At 55.8% G+C, this 23,306-nt stretch carries 24 protein-coding genes and 1 tRNA gene; 15 read left to right on the top strand and 10 right to left on the bottom strand.

The window, feature by feature from the left end; genetic code table 11:
- Window positions 1–16: 16 nt before the first annotated feature.
- Window positions 17–685: a guanylate kinase gene (gene gmk, locus AACZ86_RS10305; protein ID WP_339692137.1), complete on the bottom strand. Its 669-nt coding sequence runs from the start codon at window positions 683–685 to the stop codon at window positions 17–19.
- A gap of 121 nt (window positions 686–806) precedes the next feature.
- On the opposite strand from gmk, the gene AACZ86_RS10300 reads away from it, so the two are divergent.
- A complete protein-coding gene (locus AACZ86_RS10300) occupies window positions 807–1,925 on the top strand; it encodes an AI-2E family transporter (RefSeq protein ID WP_339692135.1) in 1,119 nt (372 codons plus the stop codon).
- Here AACZ86_RS10300 and AACZ86_RS10295 read toward each other — a convergent pair.
- Window positions 1,922–3,202, bottom strand: a complete 1,281-nt coding sequence (locus AACZ86_RS10295; RefSeq protein ID WP_339692132.1) for an MFS transporter — start codon at window positions 3,200–3,202, stop codon at window positions 1,922–1,924. The two genes, AACZ86_RS10300 and AACZ86_RS10295, sit on opposite strands and share 4 nt — an antisense overlap.
- Before the next feature lie 127 nt (window positions 3,203–3,329).
- Here AACZ86_RS10295 and AACZ86_RS10290 point away from each other — a divergent pair, with 127 nt between their 5' ends.
- Window positions 3,330–3,941 (top strand): DUF2585 domain-containing protein, encoded by a 612-nt coding sequence (locus AACZ86_RS10290; RefSeq protein WP_339692130.1) that lies wholly within the window; start codon window positions 3,330–3,332, stop codon window positions 3,939–3,941.
- Here AACZ86_RS10290 and AACZ86_RS10285 read toward each other — a convergent pair.
- From AACZ86_RS10285 to AACZ86_RS10275, 3 genes are read right to left on the bottom strand one after another with little or no spacing between them, the layout of a single operon-like run.
- A complete protein-coding gene (locus tag AACZ86_RS10285; RefSeq protein WP_339692129.1) occupies window positions 3,924–4,217 on the bottom strand; it encodes a hypothetical protein in 294 nt (97 codons plus the stop codon). The genes AACZ86_RS10290 and AACZ86_RS10285 overlap by 18 nt on opposite strands.
- Window positions 4,218–4,232: 15 nt before the next feature.
- Window positions 4,233–5,627 (bottom strand): class II fumarate hydratase, encoded by a 1,395-nt coding sequence (fumC, locus tag AACZ86_RS10280; RefSeq protein WP_339692127.1) that lies wholly within the window; start codon window positions 5,625–5,627, stop codon window positions 4,233–4,235.
- Entirely contained in the window at window positions 5,624–6,109 is a 486-nt protein-coding gene (locus AACZ86_RS10275; RefSeq protein WP_339692124.1) for a ClpXP protease specificity-enhancing factor SspB, read from the bottom strand. The genes fumC and AACZ86_RS10275 overlap by 4 nt, the downstream gene beginning before the upstream one ends.
- 114 nt (window positions 6,110–6,223) lie before the next feature.
- Here AACZ86_RS10275 and hisB point away from each other — a divergent pair, with 114 nt between their 5' ends.
- The 10 genes from hisB (at window position 6,224) to AACZ86_RS10225 (ending at window position 12,510) form a co-directional block, all read left to right on the top strand.
- Window positions 6,224–6,817 carry an imidazoleglycerol-phosphate dehydratase HisB gene (hisB, locus tag AACZ86_RS10270; RefSeq protein WP_339692122.1) on the top strand — a complete coding sequence of 198 codons (594 nt, stop codon included), beginning with the start codon at window positions 6,224–6,226 and terminating at the stop codon, window positions 6,815–6,817.
- A 117-nt stretch (window positions 6,818–6,934) separates the two neighbouring features.
- Window positions 6,935–7,555 (top strand): imidazole glycerol phosphate synthase subunit HisH, encoded by a 621-nt coding sequence (hisH, locus tag AACZ86_RS10265; RefSeq protein ID WP_339692119.1) that lies wholly within the window; start codon window positions 6,935–6,937, stop codon window positions 7,553–7,555.
- Window positions 7,552–8,280 carry a 1-(5-phosphoribosyl)-5-[(5-phosphoribosylamino)methylideneamino]imidazole-4-carboxamide isomerase gene (gene hisA / locus AACZ86_RS10260; RefSeq protein ID WP_339692117.1) on the top strand — a complete coding sequence of 243 codons (729 nt, stop codon included), beginning with the start codon at window positions 7,552–7,554 and terminating at the stop codon, window positions 8,278–8,280. The genes hisH and hisA overlap by 4 nt, the downstream gene beginning before the upstream one ends.
- 96 nt (window positions 8,281–8,376) lie before the next feature.
- Entirely contained in the window at window positions 8,377–9,138 is a 762-nt protein-coding gene (gene hisF / locus AACZ86_RS10255) for an imidazole glycerol phosphate synthase subunit HisF (protein ID WP_339692114.1), read from the top strand.
- 196 nt (window positions 9,139–9,334) lie between these two features.
- Window positions 9,335–9,739, top strand: coding sequence for a PEP-CTERM sorting domain-containing protein (locus AACZ86_RS10250; RefSeq protein WP_339692113.1), 405 nt, complete (start codon window positions 9,335–9,337; stop codon window positions 9,737–9,739).
- A 164-nt stretch (window positions 9,740–9,903) separates the two neighbouring features.
- Window positions 9,904–10,224, top strand: a complete 321-nt coding sequence (locus AACZ86_RS10245) for a phosphoribosyl-ATP diphosphatase (protein ID WP_339692112.1) — start codon at window positions 9,904–9,906, stop codon at window positions 10,222–10,224.
- Complete coding sequence (locus AACZ86_RS10240; protein ID WP_339692109.1) at window positions 10,224–10,604, top strand: histidine triad nucleotide-binding protein; 381 nt, start codon at window positions 10,224–10,226, stop codon at window positions 10,602–10,604. The genes AACZ86_RS10245 and AACZ86_RS10240 overlap by 1 nt, the downstream gene beginning before the upstream one ends.
- Before the next feature lie 52 nt (window positions 10,605–10,656).
- The gene (locus AACZ86_RS10235; RefSeq protein ID WP_339692107.1) at window positions 10,657–12,120 is read left to right on the top strand and encodes a sodium-dependent transporter; all 1,464 of its coding nucleotides are present in this window, start codon (window positions 10,657–10,659) and stop codon (window positions 12,118–12,120) included.
- A gap of 9 nt (window positions 12,121–12,129) precedes the next feature.
- Entirely contained in the window at window positions 12,130–12,333 is a 204-nt protein-coding gene (yacG, locus tag AACZ86_RS10230) for a DNA gyrase inhibitor YacG (RefSeq protein WP_339692104.1), read from the top strand.
- A 101-nt stretch (window positions 12,334–12,434) separates the two neighbouring features.
- Window positions 12,435–12,510, top strand: a tRNA-Phe gene (locus AACZ86_RS10225).
- 182 nt (window positions 12,511–12,692) lie between these two features.
- Here the strand turns inward: AACZ86_RS10225 and AACZ86_RS10220 are convergent.
- The 5 genes from AACZ86_RS10220 to AACZ86_RS10200 form a co-directional block, all read right to left on the bottom strand.
- Window positions 12,693–14,336, bottom strand: coding sequence for a recombinase family protein (locus AACZ86_RS10220; protein WP_339692102.1), 1,644 nt, complete (start codon window positions 14,334–14,336; stop codon window positions 12,693–12,695).
- On the bottom strand, window positions 14,329–14,787 hold the full coding sequence (locus AACZ86_RS10215) for a DUF2924 domain-containing protein (protein ID WP_339692101.1): 459 nt from the start codon (window positions 14,785–14,787) through the stop codon (window positions 14,329–14,331). Before AACZ86_RS10215 ends, AACZ86_RS10220 begins: the two co-directional genes overlap by 8 nt.
- Window positions 14,784–15,032: a DUF3489 domain-containing protein gene (locus AACZ86_RS10210; RefSeq protein ID WP_339692098.1), complete on the bottom strand. Its 249-nt coding sequence runs from the start codon at window positions 15,030–15,032 to the stop codon at window positions 14,784–14,786. Before AACZ86_RS10210 ends, AACZ86_RS10215 begins: the two co-directional genes overlap by 4 nt.
- Window positions 15,033–15,480: 448 nt before the next feature.
- The gene (locus AACZ86_RS10205; protein WP_339692096.1) at window positions 15,481–17,826 is read right to left on the bottom strand and encodes a serine/threonine-protein kinase; all 2,346 of its coding nucleotides are present in this window, start codon (window positions 17,824–17,826) and stop codon (window positions 15,481–15,483) included.
- Complete coding sequence (locus tag AACZ86_RS10200; protein ID WP_339692276.1) at window positions 17,823–18,350, bottom strand: ECF-type sigma factor; 528 nt, start codon at window positions 18,348–18,350, stop codon at window positions 17,823–17,825. The genes AACZ86_RS10205 and AACZ86_RS10200 overlap by 4 nt, the downstream gene beginning before the upstream one ends.
- A gap of 200 nt (window positions 18,351–18,550) precedes the next feature.
- Between AACZ86_RS10200 and AACZ86_RS10195 the strand changes: the two genes are divergently transcribed.
- The 3 genes from AACZ86_RS10195 to AACZ86_RS10185 are packed head-to-tail and all read left to right on the top strand — an operon-like array spanning window position 18,551 to window position 23,075.
- Complete coding sequence (locus AACZ86_RS10195) at window positions 18,551–19,525, top strand: hypothetical protein (RefSeq protein ID WP_339692095.1); 975 nt, start codon at window positions 18,551–18,553, stop codon at window positions 19,523–19,525.
- The gene (locus tag AACZ86_RS10190; protein ID WP_339692093.1) at window positions 19,522–22,146 is read left to right on the top strand and encodes a hypothetical protein; all 2,625 of its coding nucleotides are present in this window, start codon (window positions 19,522–19,524) and stop codon (window positions 22,144–22,146) included. Before AACZ86_RS10195 ends, AACZ86_RS10190 begins: the two co-directional genes overlap by 4 nt.
- Window positions 22,143–23,075 (top strand): hypothetical protein, encoded by a 933-nt coding sequence (locus AACZ86_RS10185; RefSeq protein WP_339692090.1) that lies wholly within the window; start codon window positions 22,143–22,145, stop codon window positions 23,073–23,075. Before AACZ86_RS10190 ends, AACZ86_RS10185 begins: the two co-directional genes overlap by 4 nt.
- Window positions 23,076–23,306 lie beyond the last annotated feature (231 nt).

The following is a 23,306-nucleotide window of genomic DNA, read 5'->3' as shown; positions in this document are numbered from 1 at the left end:
GTCCGGCTTATTCGGCTTATTCTGCCATCAAATCCCGGACAAATCCGATCAGACCGGTTTGCCGCGCCCGGCGCATGCGTTCGGTGGCGAGGATCTGCTTCACCTTGGCAAAGCAGGCGTCGAGATCGTCGTTGATCAGGACATAATCATAACCGTCCCAATGGCTGATCTCGCTGGCGGCGCGTTGCATCCGGCTCTCGATAATCTCGGTCGCATCGGTGTTGCGGCTTTCCAGCCGGTTGCGCAGTTCGTCAAGGGACGGTGGCAGGATGAAGACGCGGACAACATCCTGTCCGGCGCGCTGATAAAGCTGCTGTGTCCCCTGCCAGTCGATATCGAACAGAACATCCTGTCCATCCGTCAGACTCTGGTTAACCGGAACGGCCGGCGTGCCGTAGCGATTGCCGAATACCGTGGCATATTCGAGGAAACTGTGATCGGCGACCATCTCTTCAAATTCGTCGCCAGTGACAAAATAATAATCCTTGCCATGTTCCTCGCCGGGCCGTTTCGGCCGGGTGGTGACGGAGACCGACATGGCAATCTCGTCGTCGGATTCCAGCAACATCTTGGCGAGCGTCGACTTGCCGGCTCCGGAGGGCGAGGACAGCACGAACAACAGGCCGCGGCGGCTCAGTTCGCGATGATCATTGTCGATATTCTGGGAAGATATATTCTCGGCCATAGCGGCTATTGGCCGAGAAGGGCGGGCGGCGTCAAGATGCTGCTAGCATGTTTTTTCGATCCCGCCTGTCCGGTACAATCCTGCTGATGACAGTCTGTTAAAATCCGGCTATTCGAAAATCATGATTCAGGGACGCATCAGCACTATATTTTACGCGGTCGGCATTACCATCATGGTCGGCTGGCTGTTTTACGTCGGCAAGGACATCATATTGCCGATCGTGACCGCTGTCATCCTGCTGCAGATACTCTATGCCGCGAGCGCGACGGTCGCCCGCATACCGGGGCTGGGCCAGACTCCCCTGTGGTTGCGCGCCACGCTTGCCCTGATCGGGGTCCTTGCCCTGCTTTTCGCGATGACCCGGATGCTGGTCGCGAGCCTGCAAAATCTCGTGCCATCGCTGCCGGTCTACCAGCGCAATCTGGAAAATCTGTTTGCAGCCTGGTTCCCGGCTCCGGCCAATGGCGGGATCGGCCGCCCGGAGGTTTCCGAACTCATGGCGTCGCCGACCGCGATTTTTGACCGCGGAACGGAAGCGGTCGCGAAGGCGATAAGCGAATTCGCGACCAGATTTTTTACCGAGATCGATATCGCCGCGCTGGCCCAGTCGGTCCTGTCCTCGCTGACCAGTTTCGGCGGATTTGTCTTCATCACGATCCTGTACGCATCCTTTCTGCTCAGCGAGATCACCGGTTTTCCGGAGAAAGTGCGCCGCGCCTTCGGTTCGGACAGCGATTCCACCGACACGCTGAATATGATCACCCGGATCAACCATGATATCGGCAGCTATCTGGCGACCAAGACGCTGATCAATATCATATTGGGCGTCGTCTGCTGGCTGATATTGCTGATATTGGGCGTGGAATATGCCGCTTTGTGGGCGATCATCATCGGTCTGCTCAACTATATTCCCTATATCGGGTCTTTCGTAGGCGTCGCTTTTCCGGCGCTCTTTGCCGTGGCCCAGTTCGGCAGTCTGACCATTCCCTTGATCGCTACCGGTCTGATGACGACCGCGCAGGTGGTTATCGGCAATGTTGTCGAACCGAAGATGCTGAGCAAATCGGTCAATCTCAGCCCGATGGTGGTGCTGGTCTCGCTGGCCATCTGGAGCAGCCTGTGGGGTATTCCCGGGGCGATACTGGCGGTGCCGTTCACGACCATATTGATGATCGTGCTGGCGCGCCGGCCCGGAACGCGTCCGATAGCGGCTTTGCTGTCCAGCGACGGGAATATCTAGGCGGGCGTTGCCGGTGGTTTGAGACAAAAGGCGGCGACCATTCCGGCGGACAGCAGGATGATCGCGCCACCAAAGGCGAAGTCGTAGCTGCCGGTAGCCTCGAAGACAAAGCCGGCTCCGGCGGGCGCCGCGGCGGCGAAGGGCAGAACCACAGGAGCGAACAGGGAATTGATGATGGGAAAGGCGCGCTCGCCGAAATAATTGCCGATTGCTGCAGGGAGCAATACCAGCAGACTGCCATAGCCGGCGCCGAACAGCATCCCCATAAGCGACAACAGCCATATCTCCTGACCCTGCCAGAATCCGGCCAGGGCCAAGGCCATCAGGGCGATGGATCCGAATATTGTCCAGCGCAGTTCGAACTGGTCGCCGAGCCAGCCAGCCGGAATCCGCGCCAGCCCGCTGCCCAAGATCAGAAGTCCGAATATTGCGGCCGCCTCGAGCCCGTTCAAACCGTTGTCTGTCAGATGCAGAACGCCGTGATTGAGCAAGGCAAAGAAGGTGCCCAGATAACCGACCGAAATCACCATCATCAGATAAAGGGTCGGTTTGCGGATGATCTCCCGCATCGTCCAAGCATGGTCGGTGCGATAGGTTTTCGGGCGCGTGTGATGGGCCTGCTCGTCACTGATCGCGCGTGCGGGATCGATATTGTCGGGGAATTGACCGATATCGCCCGGGCGATTGATGATGAACCGCGTCGCGACGAGCGCAATGACGACCATTGCGGCGGCAATGGTCCAGGCGGCCCGCCAGCTGTCAAACCGGTTCATCATCTCGGCCAGCGCTGGCTGCGCCATCGCGCCGCCGAGCGCGCCGCCGGTCATGACTATGCCGATCGTTGTCGATCGCTTGATGCTGAACCAGCTGATCATGGCGGTCTGCGCGCAGATCGGACCAGTCAGACCGAAAGACAGCCCCATGACCACGCCCCAGACCAGGATCCAGTGCCATAATTCGGTGACGCCGAAAACCAGCAGCAGAAGACCGGCCAGCATCACCAGCAGTCCGATGGTAACGGTTCTCCGGACACCCGAACGGCTCAGCAAATAGCCGGTCAGAGGGTAGGACAAGCCAAGCGTTATCAGCGCAACCGACTGGGCAATGGAGGCGGAGCCGCGGTTCCAGTTCATGGTCTCGACCATCACCGGGAAGACCACCGAATAGGCGAAATAGACAAAGCCGGATGCGGCAAACTGGATGAAGAAAAACAGGCTTACATTGTTCCAGCCATAGAATTTGCGGGGCGCTTGCCCGGATTGCGCGGTGGTTGCCAATATGCTCTCCTGTGCCGCTTCATATTGGCGGTTCTCAGGCAGCTTACAGCAATGTCAGTTACAATCAATATTGCAATTGGGAGGATAAGCTGTTCTCACATGATCGTTGCGTGGGAGGAAGTGCAGGATGAAATGGCCGCTCAGGATCAGCAAGAGCAGTACGCTGATCGCGTTGATATTATTCGCCTTATTCGGGCTGATCCTGTTTGGCATGGGACGCCCGCCGATCTGCGCTTGCGGTACGGTCAAGCTGTGGCAGGGCGTTGTCCAATCATCGGAAAACAGCCAGCATCTCGCCGACTGGTATTCGATGAGCCATATCATTCACGGGTTCATCTTCTTCGGTATCGGCCATCTCTTGCGCAAGCGCTTCCCGAAGCTGTTCCCGCTCGGTGTCATCGTCTGTCTCTCGATATTGGTCGAGGGCGCGTGGGAAGTGCTGGAAAATTCGCCGGTCATCATCGACCGTTATCGCGAGGCGACTATTTCCTATGGCTATGAAGGGGACTCCATCATCAACTCGATGGCCGATATTGCATGGATGATCGTCGGATTCTTTCTCGCATCACGGCTGCCGTGGAAGGTGACGCTGGCAATTGCCGTTATTTTCGAGCTGTTTACCGGCTATATGATCCGCGACAATCTCGCGCTCAACATCCTGATGCTCACGGTACCGATCGAGGCGGTGAAGGACTGGCAGGCGGCCGGTACCGGCTACTGGCTAACCGGGAAGCCTTAGCGCCGGTTTTGCAGCGGCTTTTTTCTTTTCGGGAACCGGACGGCCTTCGATCTCGATAACCGCCTCGGATGCGGGAAGCGCTTCTGCCTCTTTCGAGTCATCATAGAGTTTTTTCGCGATCAGCGCCCCGCCGACCAGCAGCGCGCCGGGGACGGACCGGGTCGCTATGCGGGCGGCGATCATGCCGAGGCCGAAATTGCGCAAGCCATGACCCGTGGTGTGCTTGCGCGCCTCGTAACCGACCATGGTGGTGAATATATTTCTGATTAGCGACATGCTCTGGTTCCCGGATCAGCCATGTTTGCCGACCATATTCTCAGGTCTAACATGGGTATCGTAGGTTTCTGCGTCAACCAGACCGAGCTCCAGCGCGGATGCGCGAAGGGTCTGGCCGGTTTTATGGGCATATTTGGCAATCGCCGCAGCCTTGTCATAGCCGATCACCGGAGCCAGCGCGGTCACCAGCATGAGTGAATTGTCGACCAGCTGCTTGATCCGCACCTCATTAGCCTCCAGGCCTTCCACACAGCGCTCGGAAAAGCTGGACATGCCGATCGAGATGATCTCGATCGAGCGGAGGACATTGGCGCCAATCAGCGGCTTGAATACATTGAGTTCGAGATGGCCTTGCAGTCCGCCGACGGTCACCGCCTGATGATTGCCGATAACCTGTGCAGCGACCATGGTCAGCATCTCGCACTGGGTCGGATTGACCTTGCCCGGCATGATTGAACTGCCCGGCTCATTGGCCGGCAGGTCGAGCTCGCCGAGCCCGGAACGCGGGCCGGAGCCGAGCAGGCGGATATCATTGGCGATCTTGGTCAGCGACACCGCGAGCGTGTTGAGCGCGCCGGACAATTCGACCATCGTGTCATGAGCCGCCAGTTCGGCGAACTTGTTCGGGGCAGAAGTGAATTTCAGGCCGGTGATCTTGGAGATTTCCTTGGCGATATTCTCGCCGAAATTTTCCGGCGCATTCAGGCCGGTCCCGACGGCAGTGCCGCCTTGCGCCAGCTGGCGCAATCGGGGGAGGACGGTTTCTATCCGGTCACGCGCGGCCACCAGTTGCGCTGCATAGCCGGAAAATTCCTGTCCGAGGGTCAGCGGCGTGGCGTCCTGCAAATGGGTGCGGCCGATCTTGACGATAGACTTCCATTTCTGCGCCTTTTCCGCCAGCGCATCGTGCAATTGTTCCAGCGCCGGGAATAGTTCGACTTCCAGCGCCCGCGACGCCGCGACATGCATGGCGGTGGGGAAACTGTCGTTCGACGATTGGCCGCGATTGACATGGTCGTTTGGGTGGACCGGATATTTGCCGCCGCGGGTGCCGTATATCGCCTCGTTGGCGACGCCGGCGATCACTTCGTTGACGGTCATGTTCGACTGGGTTCCGGATCCGGTCTGCCAGATGGTCAGTGGAAATTGATTGTCATATTCGCCGGTCCGCACGGCATTGGCGGCTTTTTCGATCGCCGCAGAAATTTCCGGTTCCAGGCCATGGATGCCGTTGACCCGCGCGGCGGCCTGTTTGACGGCGGCCAATGCGTGGATCAGCCGGATCGGCATGCGTTCCTGACGCGGGAACGGGAAATTCTCGATACTGCGTTGTGTCTGTGCGCCCCAATAGGCGTCGGCGGGAACCTGTATCTCGCCAAGAGAGTCGGTCTCTGTGCGGGTCCCGCTCACTTTTTCTTGCCGAAGTCCACCGTCACCACGTTGGAGCCATCATCAGCCGGCTTGACCGTTTCCGTCTCGCCGTCATTTTCCGCCGGGTCGTGGCTGTTCACATCGCCCTCGATCTCGTCAACATGGAATTGCAGCGCAAAATCGACCGCCGGATCAACGAAGGAGGTTATCGCCGCGAACGGGATATGCAGCATGGAGCTGATCTGGTTGAAGCTCAGTCCGACTTCGAATCGATCCTTGTCGACCTTCAGGTCCCAGTAGCGGTTCTGGATGACGATCGTCATCTCGTCCGGAAATCTCGCGATCAGATGATCGGGAATGTCGACGCCGGGGGCGCGGGTCTTGAAGGTGATATAAAAATGATGCTCGCCGGGAAGGCCGCCTTTGACGACTTCTCCCAGCACCCGGCTTACCACAGCGCGCAGGGCTTCCTGCACGATTTCGTCATATGGAATCAGGCTATCTGGGGCATCTTCACTCATTTGCACTAGGTGGCGTGAAGCGGGCAGCGGGTCAAGAGTGTAAAATGAATTTCCTGTCGACCAAAGACCGCGAAATTCTTGCCTGATTTGTCCAAGCCTTTATAGGCCATCTGCATGAGAACAGCGACAATCGAGCGAAATACCAAAGAAACCGAGATTTTTGTCGAGTTGAACCTTGACGGGACCGGCCAATTTGACGTGTCCACCGGCATTGGTTTCCTCGATCATATGATCGAGCAATTCTCGCGTCATTCGCTGATTGACCTGAAAATGAAGATCAAGGGCGACCTCCACGTCGACCAGCATCATACCACGGAAGACAGCGCCATCGCGCTGGGCCAGGCGATCCATCAGGCGCTCGGCGACAAGGCCGGTATCGTGCGCTACGGCAGTGCCTATTCGCCGATGGACGAGACGTTGAGCCGGGTGGCGCTGGATATTTCCGGCCGCCCCTATTTCGTATGGAACGCCGGCTTCACGCAGGAGCGGCTGGGCGAGATGGACACGGAATTGTTCAAACACTGGTTCCACAGCGTCGCCGATGCTGCCGGGATCACGCTGCATATCGAATTGCTCTATGGCGAGAATAACCACCATATTGCGGAAAGCATCTTCAAGGGCTTTGCCCGCGCGATGCGTCAGGCTGTCGAGCGCGACCCGCGCAAGGGCGACGCGATTCCCTCGACCAAGGGGCAATTGGGTGGCTGAGTTGTGTTTCCCGCGTCAGCGGACTTTTCTTCAGGATTCTATCACGCGAAGCCGCGAAGTCGCAAAGAAGATGCGGATTTCGGGTAATCTTCGCGCATTCGGCGGTTGATTGGCATTATGTCTGAAACCATCGCTCTTATAGATTTCGGCGCCGGCAATTTGCACAGTGTCCACAACGCCTTGATGGCCGCAGGGGCCGGCCATGTCTCTGTAACCACCGACCCGGAACTGGTGGCGCGCGCCGACCGGATCATATTGCCCGGCGTTGGCGCCTTTGGTGCCTGCCGCGATGCACTGGTAGCGATCGACGGCATGGTTGCCGCGATGGATCGGCGGGTCCGCGCTGAGGGCATACCTTTTCTCGGCATCTGTGTCGGAATGCAGATGCTGGCCGACAAAGGCATCGAATTTGGCGAGCATGACGGTCTCGGCTGGATTGGCGGCACGGTAAAGGCGATCGAGCCTGCCAGTGACGAAATAAAGATCCCGCATATGGGCTGGAACGATGTGACCCCGACCGAGGGGCATGATCTGCTCGAGTCGGGCGAAGCTTATTATCTGCACGGCTATCATTTTGATGCCGCCAATGAAGCCGACATATTGGCGAAGACCAGCCACGGCGTGCCGCTGGTATCGGCGGTTGGCTGCGACAATATCGTCGGCGTGCAATTTCATCCGGAGAAAAGCCAGGCTTATGGACTGGCCTTTCTCAACCGTTTTCTGGAGTGGAAACCATGATCGTATTTCCCGCAATTGACCTCAAATCGGGCGAAGTCGTGCGCTTGGCCGAAGGTGATATGGACCGCGCCACCGTCTATGGCGACAATCCGGCGGAACAGGCCGGCCTGTTTGCCGCTGCCGGTGCCGAGCATATTCATGTGGTCGATCTCGACGGCGCTTTTGCCGGATCGCCCCAGAACGCCGAAGCGGTGGAAGCGATTGTCGCCAGCTTTCCCGGCTATGTACAGCTCGGCGGCGGTATCCGCAATCGCGAGACGGTGGAGCGCTGGTTCGAACTGGGTGTCGCCCGGCTGGTGATCGGAACCGCTGCGCTCAAGGATCCCGATTTCGTCAAGGATATGGCGAAAGAATATGAAGGCGGCATCGTCGTCGCGGTTGACGCACGGGACGGCATGGTCGCGACCGAAGGCTGGGCCGATGTGTCGGATGTCAGCGTCCGCGATCTTGCCCGCCGGTTCGAGGACGCAGGCGTTGCCTCGATCCTGTTCACCGATGTCGGCCGCGACGGCATGCTGACCGGCTGCAATATCGAAGCCACCGTCGATCTGGCGCGCGGCGTCGATATTCCGGTGATCGCCAGCGGCGGGGTCAAGGGTCTCGACGACATTCACATGCTCAGCCAGTTCGCCAAGGACGGGATTGAAGGCGTGATTACCGGCCGGGCCCTATATGATGGTCGGCTCGATCTGGCGACGGCGATTGCGATGGCCAATCGTGGTTGAGTTGTTTCAATCCGTTCGTGTCGAGCGCAGTCGAGACACATTGGTTTCGCGCGCAAACGTCTCTCGACTTCGCTCGAGACGAACGGCGGGACGCTCATGACCGTCCGTATCCGCGTCATTCCCTGTCTCGACGTTGCCAATGGCCGCGTGGTCAAGGGCGTCAATTTCGTCGATCTGCAGGACGCCGGCGATCCGGTCGAGCAGGCGCAGGCCTACGATGCGGCTGGCGCAGACGAACTCTGCTTTCTCGACATCACTGCATCTCACGAAAATCGTGACACGATCATCGATGTCGTCCGGCGTACCGCCGAGGTCTGCTTTATGCCGGTGACCGTCGGCGGCGGCGTCCGCACGGCGGATGATGCGCGGGCTTTGCTGATGGCCGGAGCGGACAAGGTCGCGGTGAACAGTGCCGCTGTGTCGCGGCCCGAAGTGGTCAGCGACATTGCTACCCGATTCGGCAGCCAGTGCATGGTTGCCTCGATCGACGCCCGCAAAGTGGCGGAAGGGCGCTGGGAAATATTCACCCATGGCGGCCGTACGCCGACCGGGATCGACGCGCTGGAACATGCCGTCCGCATGGCCGATCTGGGGGCAGGGGAGTTGCTGGTCACCTCGATGGACCGCGACGGCACCCGCGACGGCTATGATCTGGCACTGACCCGCATGCTTGCCGACGCGGTGTCCATACCGGTGGTGGCTAGCGGCGGGGTCGGCAATCTTGACCATCTGGTCGAGGGTGTAACCAAAGGCCATGCCAACGCTGTGCTCGCGGCCTCGATATTCCACTTCGGCCAATATAGCATTGCTGACGCCCATGCCGCGCTACGCGCTGCGAAGCTGCCCGCCCGGGCCTGATCCGGCAAAATTGTAAATATTCCCCGATTATCGCCATGTCGGGCGATGGTTAATGTCGGTTTACTTTACATCTGCTGATTTTTCGAAATATCATTAACTATTCTATCGCCGCTAAGCTGGGCTTTCCGGCGAACTGGCAGGCCTCTTGCTTAACTATTTCCATGGGATTTTTAAAATTTGGGAATGGAATTCGACTATGAAACTGATGAAATATACGATCTGGACCGCCGCCGCAGCACTGGCTGTTGTAGCCAGCGCTCCTGCCGATGCGACCTGGAGCAGCGACAGTCGCGGCTCCGTCAAAGGGTGGGGTAGCTCGGGCTGGGGTAGCTCGGGCTGGGGTAGTTCCGGCTGGGGTAGTTCCGGTTGGGGTAGCTCGGGCTGGGGTAGTTCGGGTTCATCCGGAAACGGAACGTCGACAGGCGGAACAGGTTCTTCCGGAGGAACAGGCACTTCAGGGGGAACAGGCTCTTCGGGCGGGACCGGATCTTCTTCCGGCGGTACTCCGGTTCCCGAACCTTCGAACATGCTGATGCTCGGCATTGGGCTGGCCGGACTGGTTACTGGCCGAATGGCAGCCCGGCGTCGCAAAAAGCTTTAATCGACAAATTCCCGGCGCCGTCCGCTTTCCAATTGCGGTGTGGCCCGGATGGGACCGTCAGGGGGGCAACCGGCGGTCCCTTTTTTTCGCCATTGTCACAGGATCAGCAAACTTGTGTCGCTAGGACTTGACGAACAGGCGATCCGTCGCGCAAACCGCCAGCGATGACCAATATTCTCAAATCTCTCGAACGCACGATTTTGGAACGCCGCGAAGCGGAGCCGGAAACAAGCTATGTCGCCAGCCTGCGGGCCAAAGGCCGTGCCAAAATGGCGGAAAAGCTTGGTGAAGAGGCGACCGAAGCGGTGATTGCCGCTGTGCTGGATGACAAGGCGGCGATGACCGGAGAGGCGGCCGACCTGCTGTTCCACCTGATGGTGCTGCTCGCCGACATGGACCTGTCTCTCGATGACGTGACCGCCGAACTGGCGCGCCGCGAAGGCCTGTCCGGCCTGGAAGAAAAAGCGGCAAGAGGAGCAAATTGATGGCGATCGACCCGACCCTGGCTTATGATGACGATAATATTTTCGCGAAAATCCTGCGCGGGGAGATCCCCAACAAGTCCGTCTATGAAGACGAATGGGTGCTCGCCTTCCACGATATCAATCCGCAGGCACCGGAACATATATTGGTGATCCCGAAAGGCCGCTATGTCAGCTGGGACGATTTCTCGGCCAGCGCGAGCGACGCGGAAATCGCCGGATTTGTCCGCGCCGTCGGCCATGTCGCCCGCGAAGCCGGTATGGTTGAGCCGGGTTATCGCCTGCTCGCCAACGTCGGCAAGCACGGCCATCAGGAAGTGGCCCATCTCCACGTCCATATTTTTGCCGGAAAACCGCTTGGCCCGATGCTGATGCGCAGCTAGTAACAGGGGTAACAAAGCCGCAACCGGCTCGAGATTACGGGGAGAATGAAATATGGCAGGCGCAGTAGCACCAAGAGGAGAGGGCTGGTCCTCGCGAACCGCATTTGTCCTGGCCGCGATCGGTTCGGCCGTCGGGCTCGGCAATCTGGTTCGTTTCCCCGCTGAAGCGGGCGCAAATGGCGGTGGTGCCTTTGTCATATTCTATATTTTCTGCGTTTTGCTGATCGGTCTGCCGATCCTGCTTTCCGAAACACTCATTGGCCGCCACGGTCAGGGGTCGGCTATCGAAAGCATGAAGAAGGTGGCAATCGAATCCCGCGCGTCAAGCTGGTGGTCCGTCGCTGCCGGTATCGGGATGGTCGGTGCTTTCCTGATTCTCACATATTACAGCGTCCTGGCGGGCTGGATCGTGCATTTTATCGGCATTTTTGTCGGCGATGTCGTCCATGCTTTCGCATCGGGCGGTCTGGCGCAAGGCGCCTTGCAGGATTCGTCGGTCGATCAGGTCCAGGCCCTGCTGCCGGCCCTGCAGGCGAACAGCAGCGAGATGCTGGCGATGCACGCCATTTTCATGGCTCTGACGATATTCTTCGTCGGACGCGGCGTCAGCAGCGGCATCGAGAAAGTCGCTGTCTGGCTGATGCCGATTTTCTTCATCTTGCTGATTGCGATTACCATATATGGTGCCTTTACCGGATCATTCGGTGCGGCTCTGGAATTTCTGTTTGATTTCGAGCCGGCGCGTTTGCTCGACCCGTCGGTCCAGCTGTCGGCGCTCGGTCAGGCCCTGTTCTCGCTGTCTCTGGGGTCGGCACTGATGATCACTTATGGTGCCTATGCGGCGCGGGACATCAATCTGGCAAAAACATCGGTCCAGATCGCCAGCGCCGATACGTCGGTTGCGATTATCGCCGGTCTGGCGATATTCCCGATAACATTCGCCGCGCTCGCTCCGGCCAGTCTGACTGCAATATTGGATGGCCAGGAACAGGTGCAGGGCGGGCTCGGACTGTTATTCGTCAATCTGCCGGTCGCGTTCCAGACCATGCCGGCGGGATCGCTCATTGGATTGCTGTTCTTCATCATGGTGTTCTTTGCAGCGCTGACCAGTTCGGTTGCACTGCTCGAGGCCTCTGTCAGCTGGGCGATAGGGCGGTTCAAACAGCCGCGCTGGCTGGTGACGATCATATTGGGCGGGCTCGCCTTCCTGATCGGTGCCTGGGCAAGTTTCTCGTTCAACAGCCAGGCCGATTTCCAGCCGTTTGACTTCATGATCTTCTCCGGTCAGCCGGTGTTCGGCATCATTGACGAACTGACCGCGAAAATATTGCTGCCAACATCCGCGCTTCTGGTCGCCATCTTTGTCGGCTGGATCGCCGACCGGCGGTTGATCGACAGCGAAAATGGTCTCGACGGCGAATTGCATCGCATCTGGCTGTTTCTGGTCCGCTGGCTCTGCCCGCTGGTGATATCTGCCATCCTGCTGTCGGGCCTGTTTCCCGGACTGTTGGGATAAGGATAGCAGATGGCCGGAACAAAAACGCCAAAATGTCCGGTGTGCAAGCGTGTAGCGACGGCAGAATTCGCCCCTTTCTGCAGCGCAGGCTGCAAGGATCGCGATCTGCTGCAATGGCTGGGCGACGGCTATAAAATCCCCGGGCAGGCGGTTTCGCCGGATGAACTGGCTGAACATTTCACCGGGGATTCGGGCCGAAATGGAGAGGACTGAACAGGCGCAACAAAACCGCCATTTTTAGGCTGGACAAGCAGCAATAGCCCCGCCTATAGCGTCGCTTCCTAACGTGGCCAGCGCATCGCGCAGGCCCAGATGCCCGAGTAGCTCAGTTGGTAGAGCAAGCGACTGAAAATCGCTGTGTCGGTGGTTCGAATCCGCCCTCGGGCACCACCTTTTTTCTTATTTTTCAATGTCTAGCGGCACTGCGGCCTTGGGCCAATTTAATGCCAAGTTCTTAGAGGGTTAGCTCGCGCCGCATGGGAGCTCCCGTGACCAGAGACCATTTGGCAGCGGCCATAGTAGGGCATAATGCCTTTTTATCTCCATGGCCCAAAACGCTGGCACCAGATGCACTATTGGAATTGGGTGGTTTTCGAGCTTCCGTTGAAGCCGAGCAGCTCGCGCTGTGCTCTCCAGCAAAGCGGAACGCCGCCAATGCGCAGGATCTTGCGGCCGGTGAGATCAACTGGCTGCGCGCCATCTATAATGGAGGAGATAATGTCAGGGGCAAGATAGCTTAGCCGGGTAAGCTGCTGGAGATGGCGCGGGCTATATTCTGCGATCATCGGCGATGGTTTTCCTGAGAGCAGAAGGTCTTGCGCTGCAAACGCATGAGCGATCAATCGTAGAAGCACTGGATCGGGGTCCCGTTTGGGCGGGCCTTGGTCAGGTGCGATAGCGAGTTTTAAGTCGGAGCCCTTGCTCACCAGCTTTGCCTTGACGGATATTGTGGATGGCTCATCCTGATCTGATGGTTTGGAACTTATTTTTATAGCAGCTTCGTTCACCTCCACGCTGGTCTGCCTGCTGAGCAATATTTTGCGCTGTTCCCTGATGGTCATGCCGGGCAGGGCACCAGCAATATCCTGACGTTTGTTTATCAGCTCGGAAAGATGAGCTGCGGTCTCATCGCCGTTGGAATCAACAAAGCCCAGTTGCTTCGCAACTGCATCAACCACCAGCCTCTCGATTTCCCCAGCGGGCATGCGCCATTTGGTTGATTGGTCTCCTGGTTGGGTACGGGTGACATAATAGCGGAACCGTTTTGATCCCTTGGTTGCATGGGTGGGCGTCATCGGTTTGCCATCTGGATCCGTGATCATGCCCGTTAGCAGACTCGGGTTGCGGCTTTTCTTACCCAGCGCATTGGTGCGTCGATTGGCCTCAAAGGTGCCCTGAACGATATCAAACAGCTCTTGAGAGATTACGGCTTGGTGGGCTCCATCGTAGACATTGTCCTTATGTTTCACCTTGCCAACATAGACCGGGTTTTGAAGGAGATGGGTCAGAGTACCGGTTTTGAAAGTAACTCCACCCACAACCTTTCCCGTTTTCCAGACACGCATTCTAGTTTTGATACCTTTCGCCGCCATTTCCTCGACCAGCTGCGGCACTGATCTTATCTCTGTGTAGCGTTCAAACATCCAGCACACGATTTCCGCTTCAGATTGGTTGATCACTAACTGGCGTTCTATAACATCATATCCAAACGGCACACCGCCTCCCATCCACATGCCTTTCTTCTTGGATGCCGCAACTTTGTCGCGGATGCGTTCGCCGGTCACCTCGCGCTCGAACTGCGCGAATGATAGAAGGACGTTCAGCGTCAGGCGCCCCATGCTGGTTGTTGTATTGAACGATTGGGTGACGCTGACAAAGCTGGCTTCGTTCTCGTCGAGTATCTCAACGATTTTGGCAAAGTCAGCTAGCGAGCGGGTCAGTCGATCAACCTTGTACACAACGATGACATCGACTTTGCCGGCTTTTATGTCGCCGAGAAGCTGGGTTATGGCAGGTCGGTTCATTGAACCGCCAGACCAGCCACCGTCATCATACAGTTCGGGAACCGCTTCCCAGCCTTCGCTGGCCTGACTGAGGATATAGGCAGCACAGGCCTCACGCTGAGCGTCCAGACTGTTAAAATCCTGTTCCAGCCCGTCTTCGGTCGATTTGCGCGTATAGATGGCGCAGCGCAGCTTTTTGGGTTTGTCAGACATAAGCCGATGCCTTGGATTTGTATCCGCTCCGCTTCTTCAATCCGAAGAAGCGAGGGCCGGACCAATGGGCGCCAGTTATCTCTAGGGCGATATGACTGAGGCTCTCGTAGTGGCGCCCCTCAAACTCAAACCCGTCATCACATACCAGAACATGAAAGCTTTTGCCGTTCCACGATCGAACCAGTCTGGTTCCGGTTTTCAACGAGATGGCGTGCATGTAGCCGGCTTTTCCGGTGCGCTCGACGCGTTTGCGAAGGCGCTGGATTTCTCGCGTGGTGGCGCCTGTCAGGCTGCCGTGCACACGTTCCTGCAGGCGATTGGCGATACCGCGCCTGAGCAGGTCTGGTCCGATGTCGGGAGCAGGCGATCGATATGTGTCGCGCCACAAGGATCGCAGCTGGGCAGGGGGCATTGTCATCAGTTCGGCCAACTGCTGTTCGAGTGCGGTCATGATGCTGCCTGTATCGCGCTCTGATCCGGATTCTGTGTAATCCTGTAGGCCGTGCCATCATCGCCGCGCTGTTCGCGGGTGATAGTAAAGCCTTTCTTGCGCAGGCCAGTCAGGAACGCACGAGCGCTGTGGGTTCGCCATTTTGTGGCTTTGCAAATATCACCAAGAGTTGCGCCTTTGCCGCGGTTTAGCAGCGCAATAACGGTGGCGGATTTGGTTTGCGTCTTGGGTTTTGTCGTTGGCACATTGGGTCTCCAGCATTGGAGCCGGTCTATCCGGCTCTTCCACTGACCCAAGCCGCGGATGGGATTGAAAACCCTGCGGCGTGTCGCGGTTATTTGCAGCGACCCCAATAGCAATGCTCGAACAAACACCGAAGTCCAGTGGATTATCCGAATTTTGTCAAAAGCGGCTAGTCGGCTAACGCCCCACGAGCGGTTATTGACAACAGTCGGATCCTTTGTCTGCTTCGCGCCCAATTGCAGACTATCAGGTCGTCGCGAGGAATTTCTGAAAGCAGACACTCAGACGATGCCATCGTCTATGCTTGGCAAGAAGAAAATCGGCTCCGTTTAGGGTTGGTCATCCAAATAGATTTGGCTTGTCGTCTACTTTGCCCTTATCTTTTGCCTCTGTACTTCATTATAGATTTACACGAAGCGGTCGCCGCTGAACCATTGAAGGCGGCAGTGATCATGCCGGACAGCTTTTTAAAGAAGCCCTAATTTTCACTTCCATCGCCTCAATAGAACCCAATAATTGATTGGCCTTTCTTAGGACATCTAGCGAATCAATCGCATCGGTACGAGCGTTGCAAGCTTGTTTCTTATTACCGGCCTGATCGAAAATCAGTCCGAGCGTTTGATATGCACCAACAAGCTTGTTGGCAGTTCCGGGGCTTTTGCTGCGCCTGTAAGCTGAAGTATAATTCTCAATCACTTGCTTCTGCGTCTCGATTGCCTGTGAATAGCGACCTTGAGCAGACAGATCTTGTGCTTGGGCTTGTTTAACGGCTGCTGCAAAACTGAGCATTGCGGCATCATTTGGTTCTACAGCCAATAGCCTGTCGACACTATCGGTCGCGGTACGCAAAAACGCGATTGCCGCGGACCGTTTCCCTGGCAACCCTTCGGCGGTTCCGTGGCCTGTATAAGCGTTGAAAGCACGCAAATAGAGCAAATTTGGTTCATTTGGTTCGTCTTTGATGATCGCTGCGAAGCGCTGATCGGCATTTGTGAAATAGGTTACGCCTTCATCGAGATTGTCCGACAAATATCCAGCGAGCCCAAGGAAATGCTCTGCCAAGGCTTGATCTAGGCGAACGTCGCTATCAGGCAGTGAATCGGAACTACGCTCTTGTGCTTCGCGAGCCAGCAGAGCGGCAAATTTGCGAATCCCGTCTGCATCTCCATTTAGCAAAGCTAGCTCAAGCTGGCTGCGCCGGACGTCGCTGCGCGCCGATTTCCAAGCGGCGCCACGCTTAGATTCAGAGACGGCTTCAAGATTCTGCGTTGCTTTCTCAACACTCTCACCTGCCTTTTTGAGATCGCTATCGACATGGGCTTCCAGCAATGCCTGTTTAGCCAAAACACGCACCTTCAGGGTTCTGGATTCTGCCGTTTCCATTCCATGAAGTAATTTGAGAGCGTCCAAAATATTATGTCGAGCACCGACGCGATCGCCTTGGTTCGGTTGACCCGGTATTCCGCGGATAAGTGCTAACTGAAGAAAGCCTCGTGCTGCCTCCAATCGAAGTTGCTCAGTAACGTTAGAATTCTTCGCCAGTTCTGATAAATAAATTTGCGCCCGTTTCGTCAGCGCCACTCGCGCCTCGCCTGTCCCAACGACCCGTGAAAGCCGCTCTTCGAGATCAAAAATCATAAAGCCGGCCAAATCGCGGACTTCGGCAAAGCGCGCAGCCTCCGCTTGCCGGGCCCGCTCTGCTCGCGAATAAGCCACAGTCGCAACTATCAATGCGCCAATTATAAAAACCGATGCAAGACCGCCTAACAGGCTACCGAGCCTGTGACGATTGACAAAAAGCACCGTACGATAACGCCACCCACCTGGCCGCACACTGACTGGCATACCTTCAAGCCAAGCGGATACATCATCACGCAAAGCGTCGACAGTAGCATAGCGATCTTCCAGTTCAGTAGCTGTCGCCGTTGACACAATTGCCGAAAGATCTGTCTCACTTTCGGGAATCAGTGCGGCGAGTATCTTGCCGAGAGAATATACGTCGGCAGCTGTCGTTACCCGCAAGCTGGTTAGCCGTTCAGGTGCGGCAAAACCTGGCGTCAGACTTAGGCTAGCAATCGATGGTGTAACCAAACTCGTCAGAACGTCCACGGTGTCGGTCTCAGCGGGCTTGGCGATACCAAAGTCGATCAGCTTGACAGTGCCGTCCGATGTAACGAGAATATTCGATGGCGTCAGATCTCGGTGAACAATGAGATGGCGGTGAGCAAATGCGACGGCATCACATACTGTCACGAACAATGCAGCTCTGGCTTTCAGATCCAATTTATTGCCGTCAGCCCAGTTGAGCAGAGGCTCGCCATCAACATATTCCATGACGATAAAGGGAAGTCCCTCGGGAGTCTCACCACCATCGTAAAGTTGAGCTATATTGGGGTGCCGCAACTGTGCAAGTGTTTGGCGTTCTTTTCGCAGCCGATCGGTTAATGATGTCGACAGGAGCCCAGGCTTGACTAATTTGATAGCAGCCACATGGTCAAAATCGCCCACGTCGCGTTCGCCGCGATAGACTGAACCCATACCGCCCCGACCGATCAAGCTCACTATCCGATAAGCACCGATCCTCTCTGGAGCAAGTTCCTCGGAAATAGTTTCGGATGCAGTACCAGTACGGAGCATAGCATTCCGGTCAGCTCTACGCATGGCTTCGACGCGCATGCGTATAGGAGAATTATTCGAAGTCCGTTGCGCCAACCAGTTATCGCGATCATGCTCAGCGATGTCTAACATCGCTTCGAAGAGTGCTATGGCTTCGCGTTCAATATCAGCATCGGTCATACCTCCTGCTCGTCGAGAGCGGCCATTAACCAAGCGCGGGCAGTTTGCCAGCGCCGTTTGACGGTTGGCTCGGACAGTCCACTGACTTCGGCTATATCGGTAATCGTCATGCCGCCAAAATAACGCATCTCAACTATCTCCATTAATTGAGGATCAATAACCCCCAATCTTATCAGCGCAGAATTGAGTGAATCGAGATCAAATCTCTGTTCGCCATCGATACTCGTGTTGAGTTCGACCTTGTGATGACGACGTTTCTCTGACGACTTCGCGCGAGCGTGATCGGTCAAGATGTTACGCATCAGCCGGGATGAGAGAGCGATGAAATGTGCCCGGTCTGCAAGAGTAATCTTGTCGATCCGGATCAGCTTGAGAACTGCATCATTAATCAAATCACCTGTCGAAAGCGAGCTTCCATACTCGCCGCGAAGCCTAGCAGCCGCGATTTGCTGCAGTTCAGGCAATAGATGCTGGATCAATCGATCACGATCGTCAGCAACCCCTTCGCGCCAACTCACGATCATTTGCTGGGTATCAGGACCCTTTCGTGACAATTTTCGTCGCCCCCGTGGTGATGAATATCTTTAAAGTTGAAAAACAAAGAAAGATCAATCGATTAAAGAAGATCGCACTGTATCAAAGCCCAACGCATTAAGTGAACGCATTTTGTTCTGTTAGATGATGGGACATTCATAGTTTCTGGCGCTGTCACCGTAAGATTTTTTTGCGACCGTCAGATTTTTGTGATCCGTTCTCCTACAATAACTCGCTGTACCTTGTGACAGGACTGAAACAGGGGGCATCGATGACATTTGATTTACGCATTGGTCGCGATCTAGCGATAGCATTGGTAATAATGGGAAGCGCATTTTCGTCTGTGCGCGCAGAGACGGGCGTCTTGCTCGCCAACGCGCAAGCAGGGCACAGCGAACGGCTCGCGACGGGTGAACAATTGTTGATCAATTCTGATGCATCCTCAATGCCCTTTGCTGGCCGTCAAGTGGATCTGGATAAATTTGTTGGAATTGCAGGCTATGCCAATGAAGTTGCTTATATAGCCGTCATCGAGGGTTCGGCGTCAGTAAACAATGAAAAGGCCAAACCAGGGCAGTTGCTGTTGCTTCGCCCATATGGGGCAAAGATCGGTGTAGAAAGATTCGATGCTATCCGGCTGACCCAACAATGGTCAGAAGTTGTCCAGGCCGCCGCACCCGATGCCTATGCAAGTCTCGCGCGCATTAAAAATCGTCAACAAAGGGGCGTTTGGCTCGGACGACTTGGCCAGACCAGCTATAATGTTGCTGCGTCGGGCTCAGCAGCCAATGAAAGGGCAACGCGCCGTTTAATGGGAGAATCAGCGGTTCGCGACATACGCTTTTCGGGCGCAAGCGACCCGATGGCCGTCGAAAAAATGGTCGCCACGAGTTTCCTGAATGCATTGAAATCCGGTGATGCTGAAGCTGCGTCCGCATTGATGGACCCTACGCCATTCGGCGGGCGCACGCTCGCAGGCGGTGCAGGTGAAGCGCGCTTGATCGCTGCCCGCGCACTGATCGCAAGTCAAAACTGGGCCAACATCGTCGGATCGGACGAACCGACTTTCCGCGACCGGGTCTGGCGTGCGGGTGGGGCCACTCTGGCGCTGCGCCCAATTGACGATTTTGTATTTGTTAGCCGTATCACAGGAGACGTAAATTGACCACCAAGCTTAATATGCGCGTTGCACTGCGCCTAGCCCTCTGGGCCGGGGTTTCAACATTAGGAATTATGGCAGAAGCTCCAGCCATCGCTCAGGAAACCCCGGAGCAGAGCGTCAGTCTTTTGCGCTTTGGCCAGGAAGTTTCACAAGCGGGTGAGGTTGTAAGCGAGAGCAAGGATGTGATGATGGCGCGGAGACGCGTCAATGGCAGGTCGCTTTTGATCTTCGATGCGCAAAATGGAGTGGCCATAGCCGAACGCGCCGGCGGCATTGGCATTATGCCCCTGCTAAACAAGACCGGACCGGAGGCCAGTTACGCTTTCGATTATGTCAATAATATCGCAAGCGGAAGCGACGCGGCTGCCAGTAATTTCAACACCATTGTCCATCCGCTGTTAATTTCTTCACCACCTTTGGACGGTGATGCAGACTGGTCAGTCACTACGAATCTCCATTCATTGGGGTTGCAGCAGGATCCTGCGGCAGTCAGCTTTAAACTGAGCCGTCGCTATCTGGATAATCAGGGAGCGCCCATCGCGCTGATTGAGTTCGATATTCCGGCTTTCACCTACAGACTGCCTAACGGTGATACGATTGTTCATTGGGCGCACGGATTTGCGGCTTCCGATCCCGGCTTTGGACAAATTCACGCTCTGGCTACCCAGCACCGGATCAGCAACATGGCCCCAGATGGGACGATGCGCCCAGTCAGCATATCCACCTCTCTCCATGGAATAGACCGAAATGGTGGATGGCGCATGCAGTTCGGCAAGTCACCAGAAGTACTGGCCGCCATAGATCGCGTAATGGCGACTAGAGGGGGTAAGTTTGCGACGACTGAGAGTGCTTCTGGGCGGTCAAATGGCGCTGTCAGCTTTAATGATGTCGCTGCTCGACTGGACTTTGTTGCCTTTGGTATGATGGAGAACAGCCCCAACGGTATCGGGCTCGCACTCAGCACAGCCCGCGACATCGCCGATTCTGCCGCAAAAGAAAAGTCGTGGAAAATTATTACTGAAAATGAGGTTGCCGACACAGATTCGGCATCGGAGAGTGATAAACTGGCAGACATCAACAAAAAAATTACAGAGGGACTGTCAAATCTGACCAATGACATAGTCAAGGTAATGGCTCCTGACCTACCCGATCTATCGGGACTTAACGAAGCGCTAGCCGGCATTGATTTTGAAAACCCGTATACGGCGGAGGAAATCGAGCAGCGCGCGCAATCTCTGCGGAACTCCAATATTAACGAAGTTGGAGAAGCAAATTCGCCGATTTTTATTTATACTGATGAGCAGATCGCAATCATAAATCAGTACAATGCTGCTATAGGTGCCCCACTGCTAACAGATAAGGATAAGATCCCTGTTCAAGCTTCTCACGGCGATATATTATCAATTGCATTGGAGAGGAAGTATCTTGATCATCAACCGACGCCCGAGGAACTAAAACAATTTGCAGACCAAGTGAGGGCGCAACAGGAGAACAAACTCCGAGGCTTTCCAATGAGACTTATCAGCATGATGGTGCGGGATTTGCAAGATGACTATCAGGCTTTCGGCGATAGAACCGCCGCAGAACTGGACGCGCTGGTCTCGCAGATAGCGGCGTCGTCAGCGGCCGAGCTCAGCGCGGAACAAAAGAAAAATGCCGAGGCCGCAGCCGCTCTGGCGGTGGTGCAGTTCATGAAAGACGCCAGCGTCAAAAAGGGCGATGGCCCCAGGCTGCAAGACGCAGGCGTTGGCGACGGTGTATCGCCGGACTGGTTGGTAGACGAAATGTCGCCGATTGATGAATCCGAACGCAGGGCGCAATATGATCAACTGCTCAAGGATCTGCTAAGCGAACTCGACCAGACCCGCACCGCCCAGGAAGCGGTCGATAAGAAACGCGCTGATTCCGGGGCAGATAGCCTTGATAGCTTTGTCGCCAATAATGCTTTCACTTATAGCAGCATGGTCGGCATTGTTCCGACCAGCCTGTCGCGTTGGTCCGAGTGGCTAGCCACGCAGAATGTTCGCGAGCTAGAACGTCTGGCACTAACGGCAGGCTATCCGAACCTTGCGTCGGCGCTTTCCGATTCCAGCAACATACTGCGCCAGTCACAGGACGAGGGCTATCGGCAATGGGCGCTTCAAGCGCCAAGTTGCGGAGGCTATGTTGGCTGCGGACCAAGTTATCTCGAACGCTGGCATATGAAAACATCGATCGTAGCACTGGGTGATATATTGAGCAGTAGCCGTGATATTTTTTCGACCGGCGGCTTTAGCGACATCGGCATTTCGGGTCTCAATCTCAGTTATCTGTTGCGCGACAATGCCCTTGAGGACGGTGATATTGTGCGCGTTCGGATAACCCAATTTGGCCGGACTATCTACGAAGGGGAGATTTCACTGACCAATATTGGCAACTTGTTCAACCTGGGCTTGGGTCGCGGGGTCGCCTCGCTAGAGATTTTTGCTGTTAACGAGGGAACAGCTTCGCCCAATACCGCACAAATTTCCGTCGACAATGTTGTCCGCGGGCAAGGAACGCAAAGCTATTCCCTTAGAACAGGGGAGACGGCCACACTTCGTATCGAGGCTGGTGCGACGGCAAGTGCAGGAGGCCCACAATGAACGTTTACCGTATTTTTGCATTAATTGCTATTGCCGCGATCGCTGCTCCAGCCAACGCGCAGGTAGCCCCTCCGATAGAGGATGTCGTAATCCAGGGCGAAATCCTTAACAGATCGGTAGGATCCACCATCGGCGAACCTAAGGGGACCCGCGAAGTTTCAGATACCGAACTGGATGGGGAAGCCGGTATCTATATTCTCAACATCAACGAGATATTCTCGATCTCCGGAAATGCGGGTCTTGGCTACACGTCAAATCCTACACGCACGGCATCTGATCCTGGCGGCGATTGGTACGGGGATTTTGGAGCAAGCCTTGGTTTTAGCACTCGTCTTGGCGGAAATGTTGATTTCGGTGCGGCCCTCAATCTCGATGGCAGGGAGTATTTCGAAAACAATCTGGCTTCTAGCCGCAGTGTTTCTGGTTCTATGTCAGCTGGCACCACAATTCTGGGCCCTATTTATGGAGGCGTTACTGGCTTTGGTGGATATGTCTTTGACAGCGATTTCGAGAGCGGAACGAGCTTTTACGGCGTTGCTGGTAACATAAGTGCGGCTCTGCCCATTACACAGCGCTTCCTGGTTCGGCCAGGTATCGGAATGACCCAACAATGGTCGGGTGTGTCCGAGAATAACAGCCTATCGGCTATCGGATCGCTTGATATTCTATACGCGTTATCGCCCAAGTGGATGATGTCTGGCCGGGCTTCGTTTTCCAAACGCTGGTATGAGAATTTCTACGAAGACGTAACCTTTGTCGAGCGCCGTGATGAAAATATAGGCTTGAGTGCAGCGCTTTCTTGGCTGCCCACCAGCAATCTGACGATATCCGCGAGCGTTGCGTATGAAGATCAGTCATCTTCCTTCTTCCTTTCTGAATTCGATGCAATAGGAACCGTAGCCAATATTTCACTCCGCCAGCGGTTTTGAACTCGTAACGATCTCTTTCCTTAATTTCACATCATCGGACCTTTTCGCTGTCGCACCAAATTGAATTGTCAGAACTCAAAATATTCGCCTCCCGCGTTCATTCAGCCTTTTTTAGAGCAACTGGCTAAAAATGCGCGAAATCGCGAATCTTATATGGAGCAGCTAAGTTGCTACTCCTCCTTTCACCAACACGGGCCCTCGGATGAATTTTCGAGGGTCTAAACAGCAATT

This window comes from uncultured Parasphingorhabdus sp. (assembly GCF_963975735.1).
Classification (GTDB): Bacteria; Pseudomonadota; Alphaproteobacteria; order Sphingomonadales; family Sphingomonadaceae; genus Parasphingorhabdus.
Note: the sequence above shows the minus strand (reverse complement) of the source record. Positions and strands in the feature narration are given on the sequence as shown.

Coding starts and splice junctions, on each gene's coding strand:
- gmk (WP_339692137.1), bottom strand. CDS start 685: ATGGCCGAGAATATATCTTCCCAGAATATCGACAATGATCATCGCGAA.
- AACZ86_RS10300 (WP_339692135.1), top strand. CDS start 807: ATGATTCAGGGACGCATCAGCACTATATTTTACGCGGTCGGCATTACC.
- AACZ86_RS10290 (WP_339692130.1), top strand. CDS start 3,330: ATGAAATGGCCGCTCAGGATCAGCAAGAGCAGTACGCTGATCGCGTTG.
- AACZ86_RS10285 (WP_339692129.1), bottom strand. CDS start 4,217: ATGTCGCTAATCAGAAATATATTCACCACCATGGTCGGTTACGAGGCG.
- AACZ86_RS10275 (WP_339692124.1), bottom strand. CDS start 6,109: ATGAGTGAAGATGCCCCAGATAGCCTGATTCCATATGACGAAATCGTG.
- hisB (WP_339692122.1), top strand. CDS start 6,224: ATGAGAACAGCGACAATCGAGCGAAATACCAAAGAAACCGAGATTTTT.
- hisH (WP_339692119.1), top strand. CDS start 6,935: ATGTCTGAAACCATCGCTCTTATAGATTTCGGCGCCGGCAATTTGCAC.
- hisA (WP_339692117.1), top strand. CDS start 7,552: ATGATCGTATTTCCCGCAATTGACCTCAAATCGGGCGAAGTCGTGCGC.
- hisF (WP_339692114.1), top strand. CDS start 8,377: ATGACCGTCCGTATCCGCGTCATTCCCTGTCTCGACGTTGCCAATGGC.
- AACZ86_RS10250 (WP_339692113.1), top strand. CDS start 9,335: ATGAAACTGATGAAATATACGATCTGGACCGCCGCCGCAGCACTGGCT.
- AACZ86_RS10245 (WP_339692112.1), top strand. CDS start 9,904: ATGACCAATATTCTCAAATCTCTCGAACGCACGATTTTGGAACGCCGC.
- AACZ86_RS10240 (WP_339692109.1), top strand. CDS start 10,224: ATGGCGATCGACCCGACCCTGGCTTATGATGACGATAATATTTTCGCG.
- AACZ86_RS10235 (WP_339692107.1), top strand. CDS start 10,657: ATGGCAGGCGCAGTAGCACCAAGAGGAGAGGGCTGGTCCTCGCGAACC.
- yacG (WP_339692104.1), top strand. CDS start 12,130: ATGGCCGGAACAAAAACGCCAAAATGTCCGGTGTGCAAGCGTGTAGCG.
- AACZ86_RS10220 (WP_339692102.1), bottom strand. CDS start 14,336: ATGTCTGACAAACCCAAAAAGCTGCGCTGCGCCATCTATACGCGCAAA.
- AACZ86_RS10215 (WP_339692101.1), bottom strand. CDS start 14,787: ATGACCGCACTCGAACAGCAGTTGGCCGAACTGATGACAATGCCCCCT.
- AACZ86_RS10205 (WP_339692096.1), bottom strand. CDS start 17,826: ATGACCGATGCTGATATTGAACGCGAAGCCATAGCACTCTTCGAAGCG.
- AACZ86_RS10200 (WP_339692276.1), bottom strand. CDS start 18,350: ATGATCGTGAGTTGGCGCGAAGGGGTTGCTGACGATCGTGATCGATTG.
- AACZ86_RS10185 (WP_339692090.1), top strand. CDS start 22,143: ATGAACGTTTACCGTATTTTTGCATTAATTGCTATTGCCGCGATCGCT.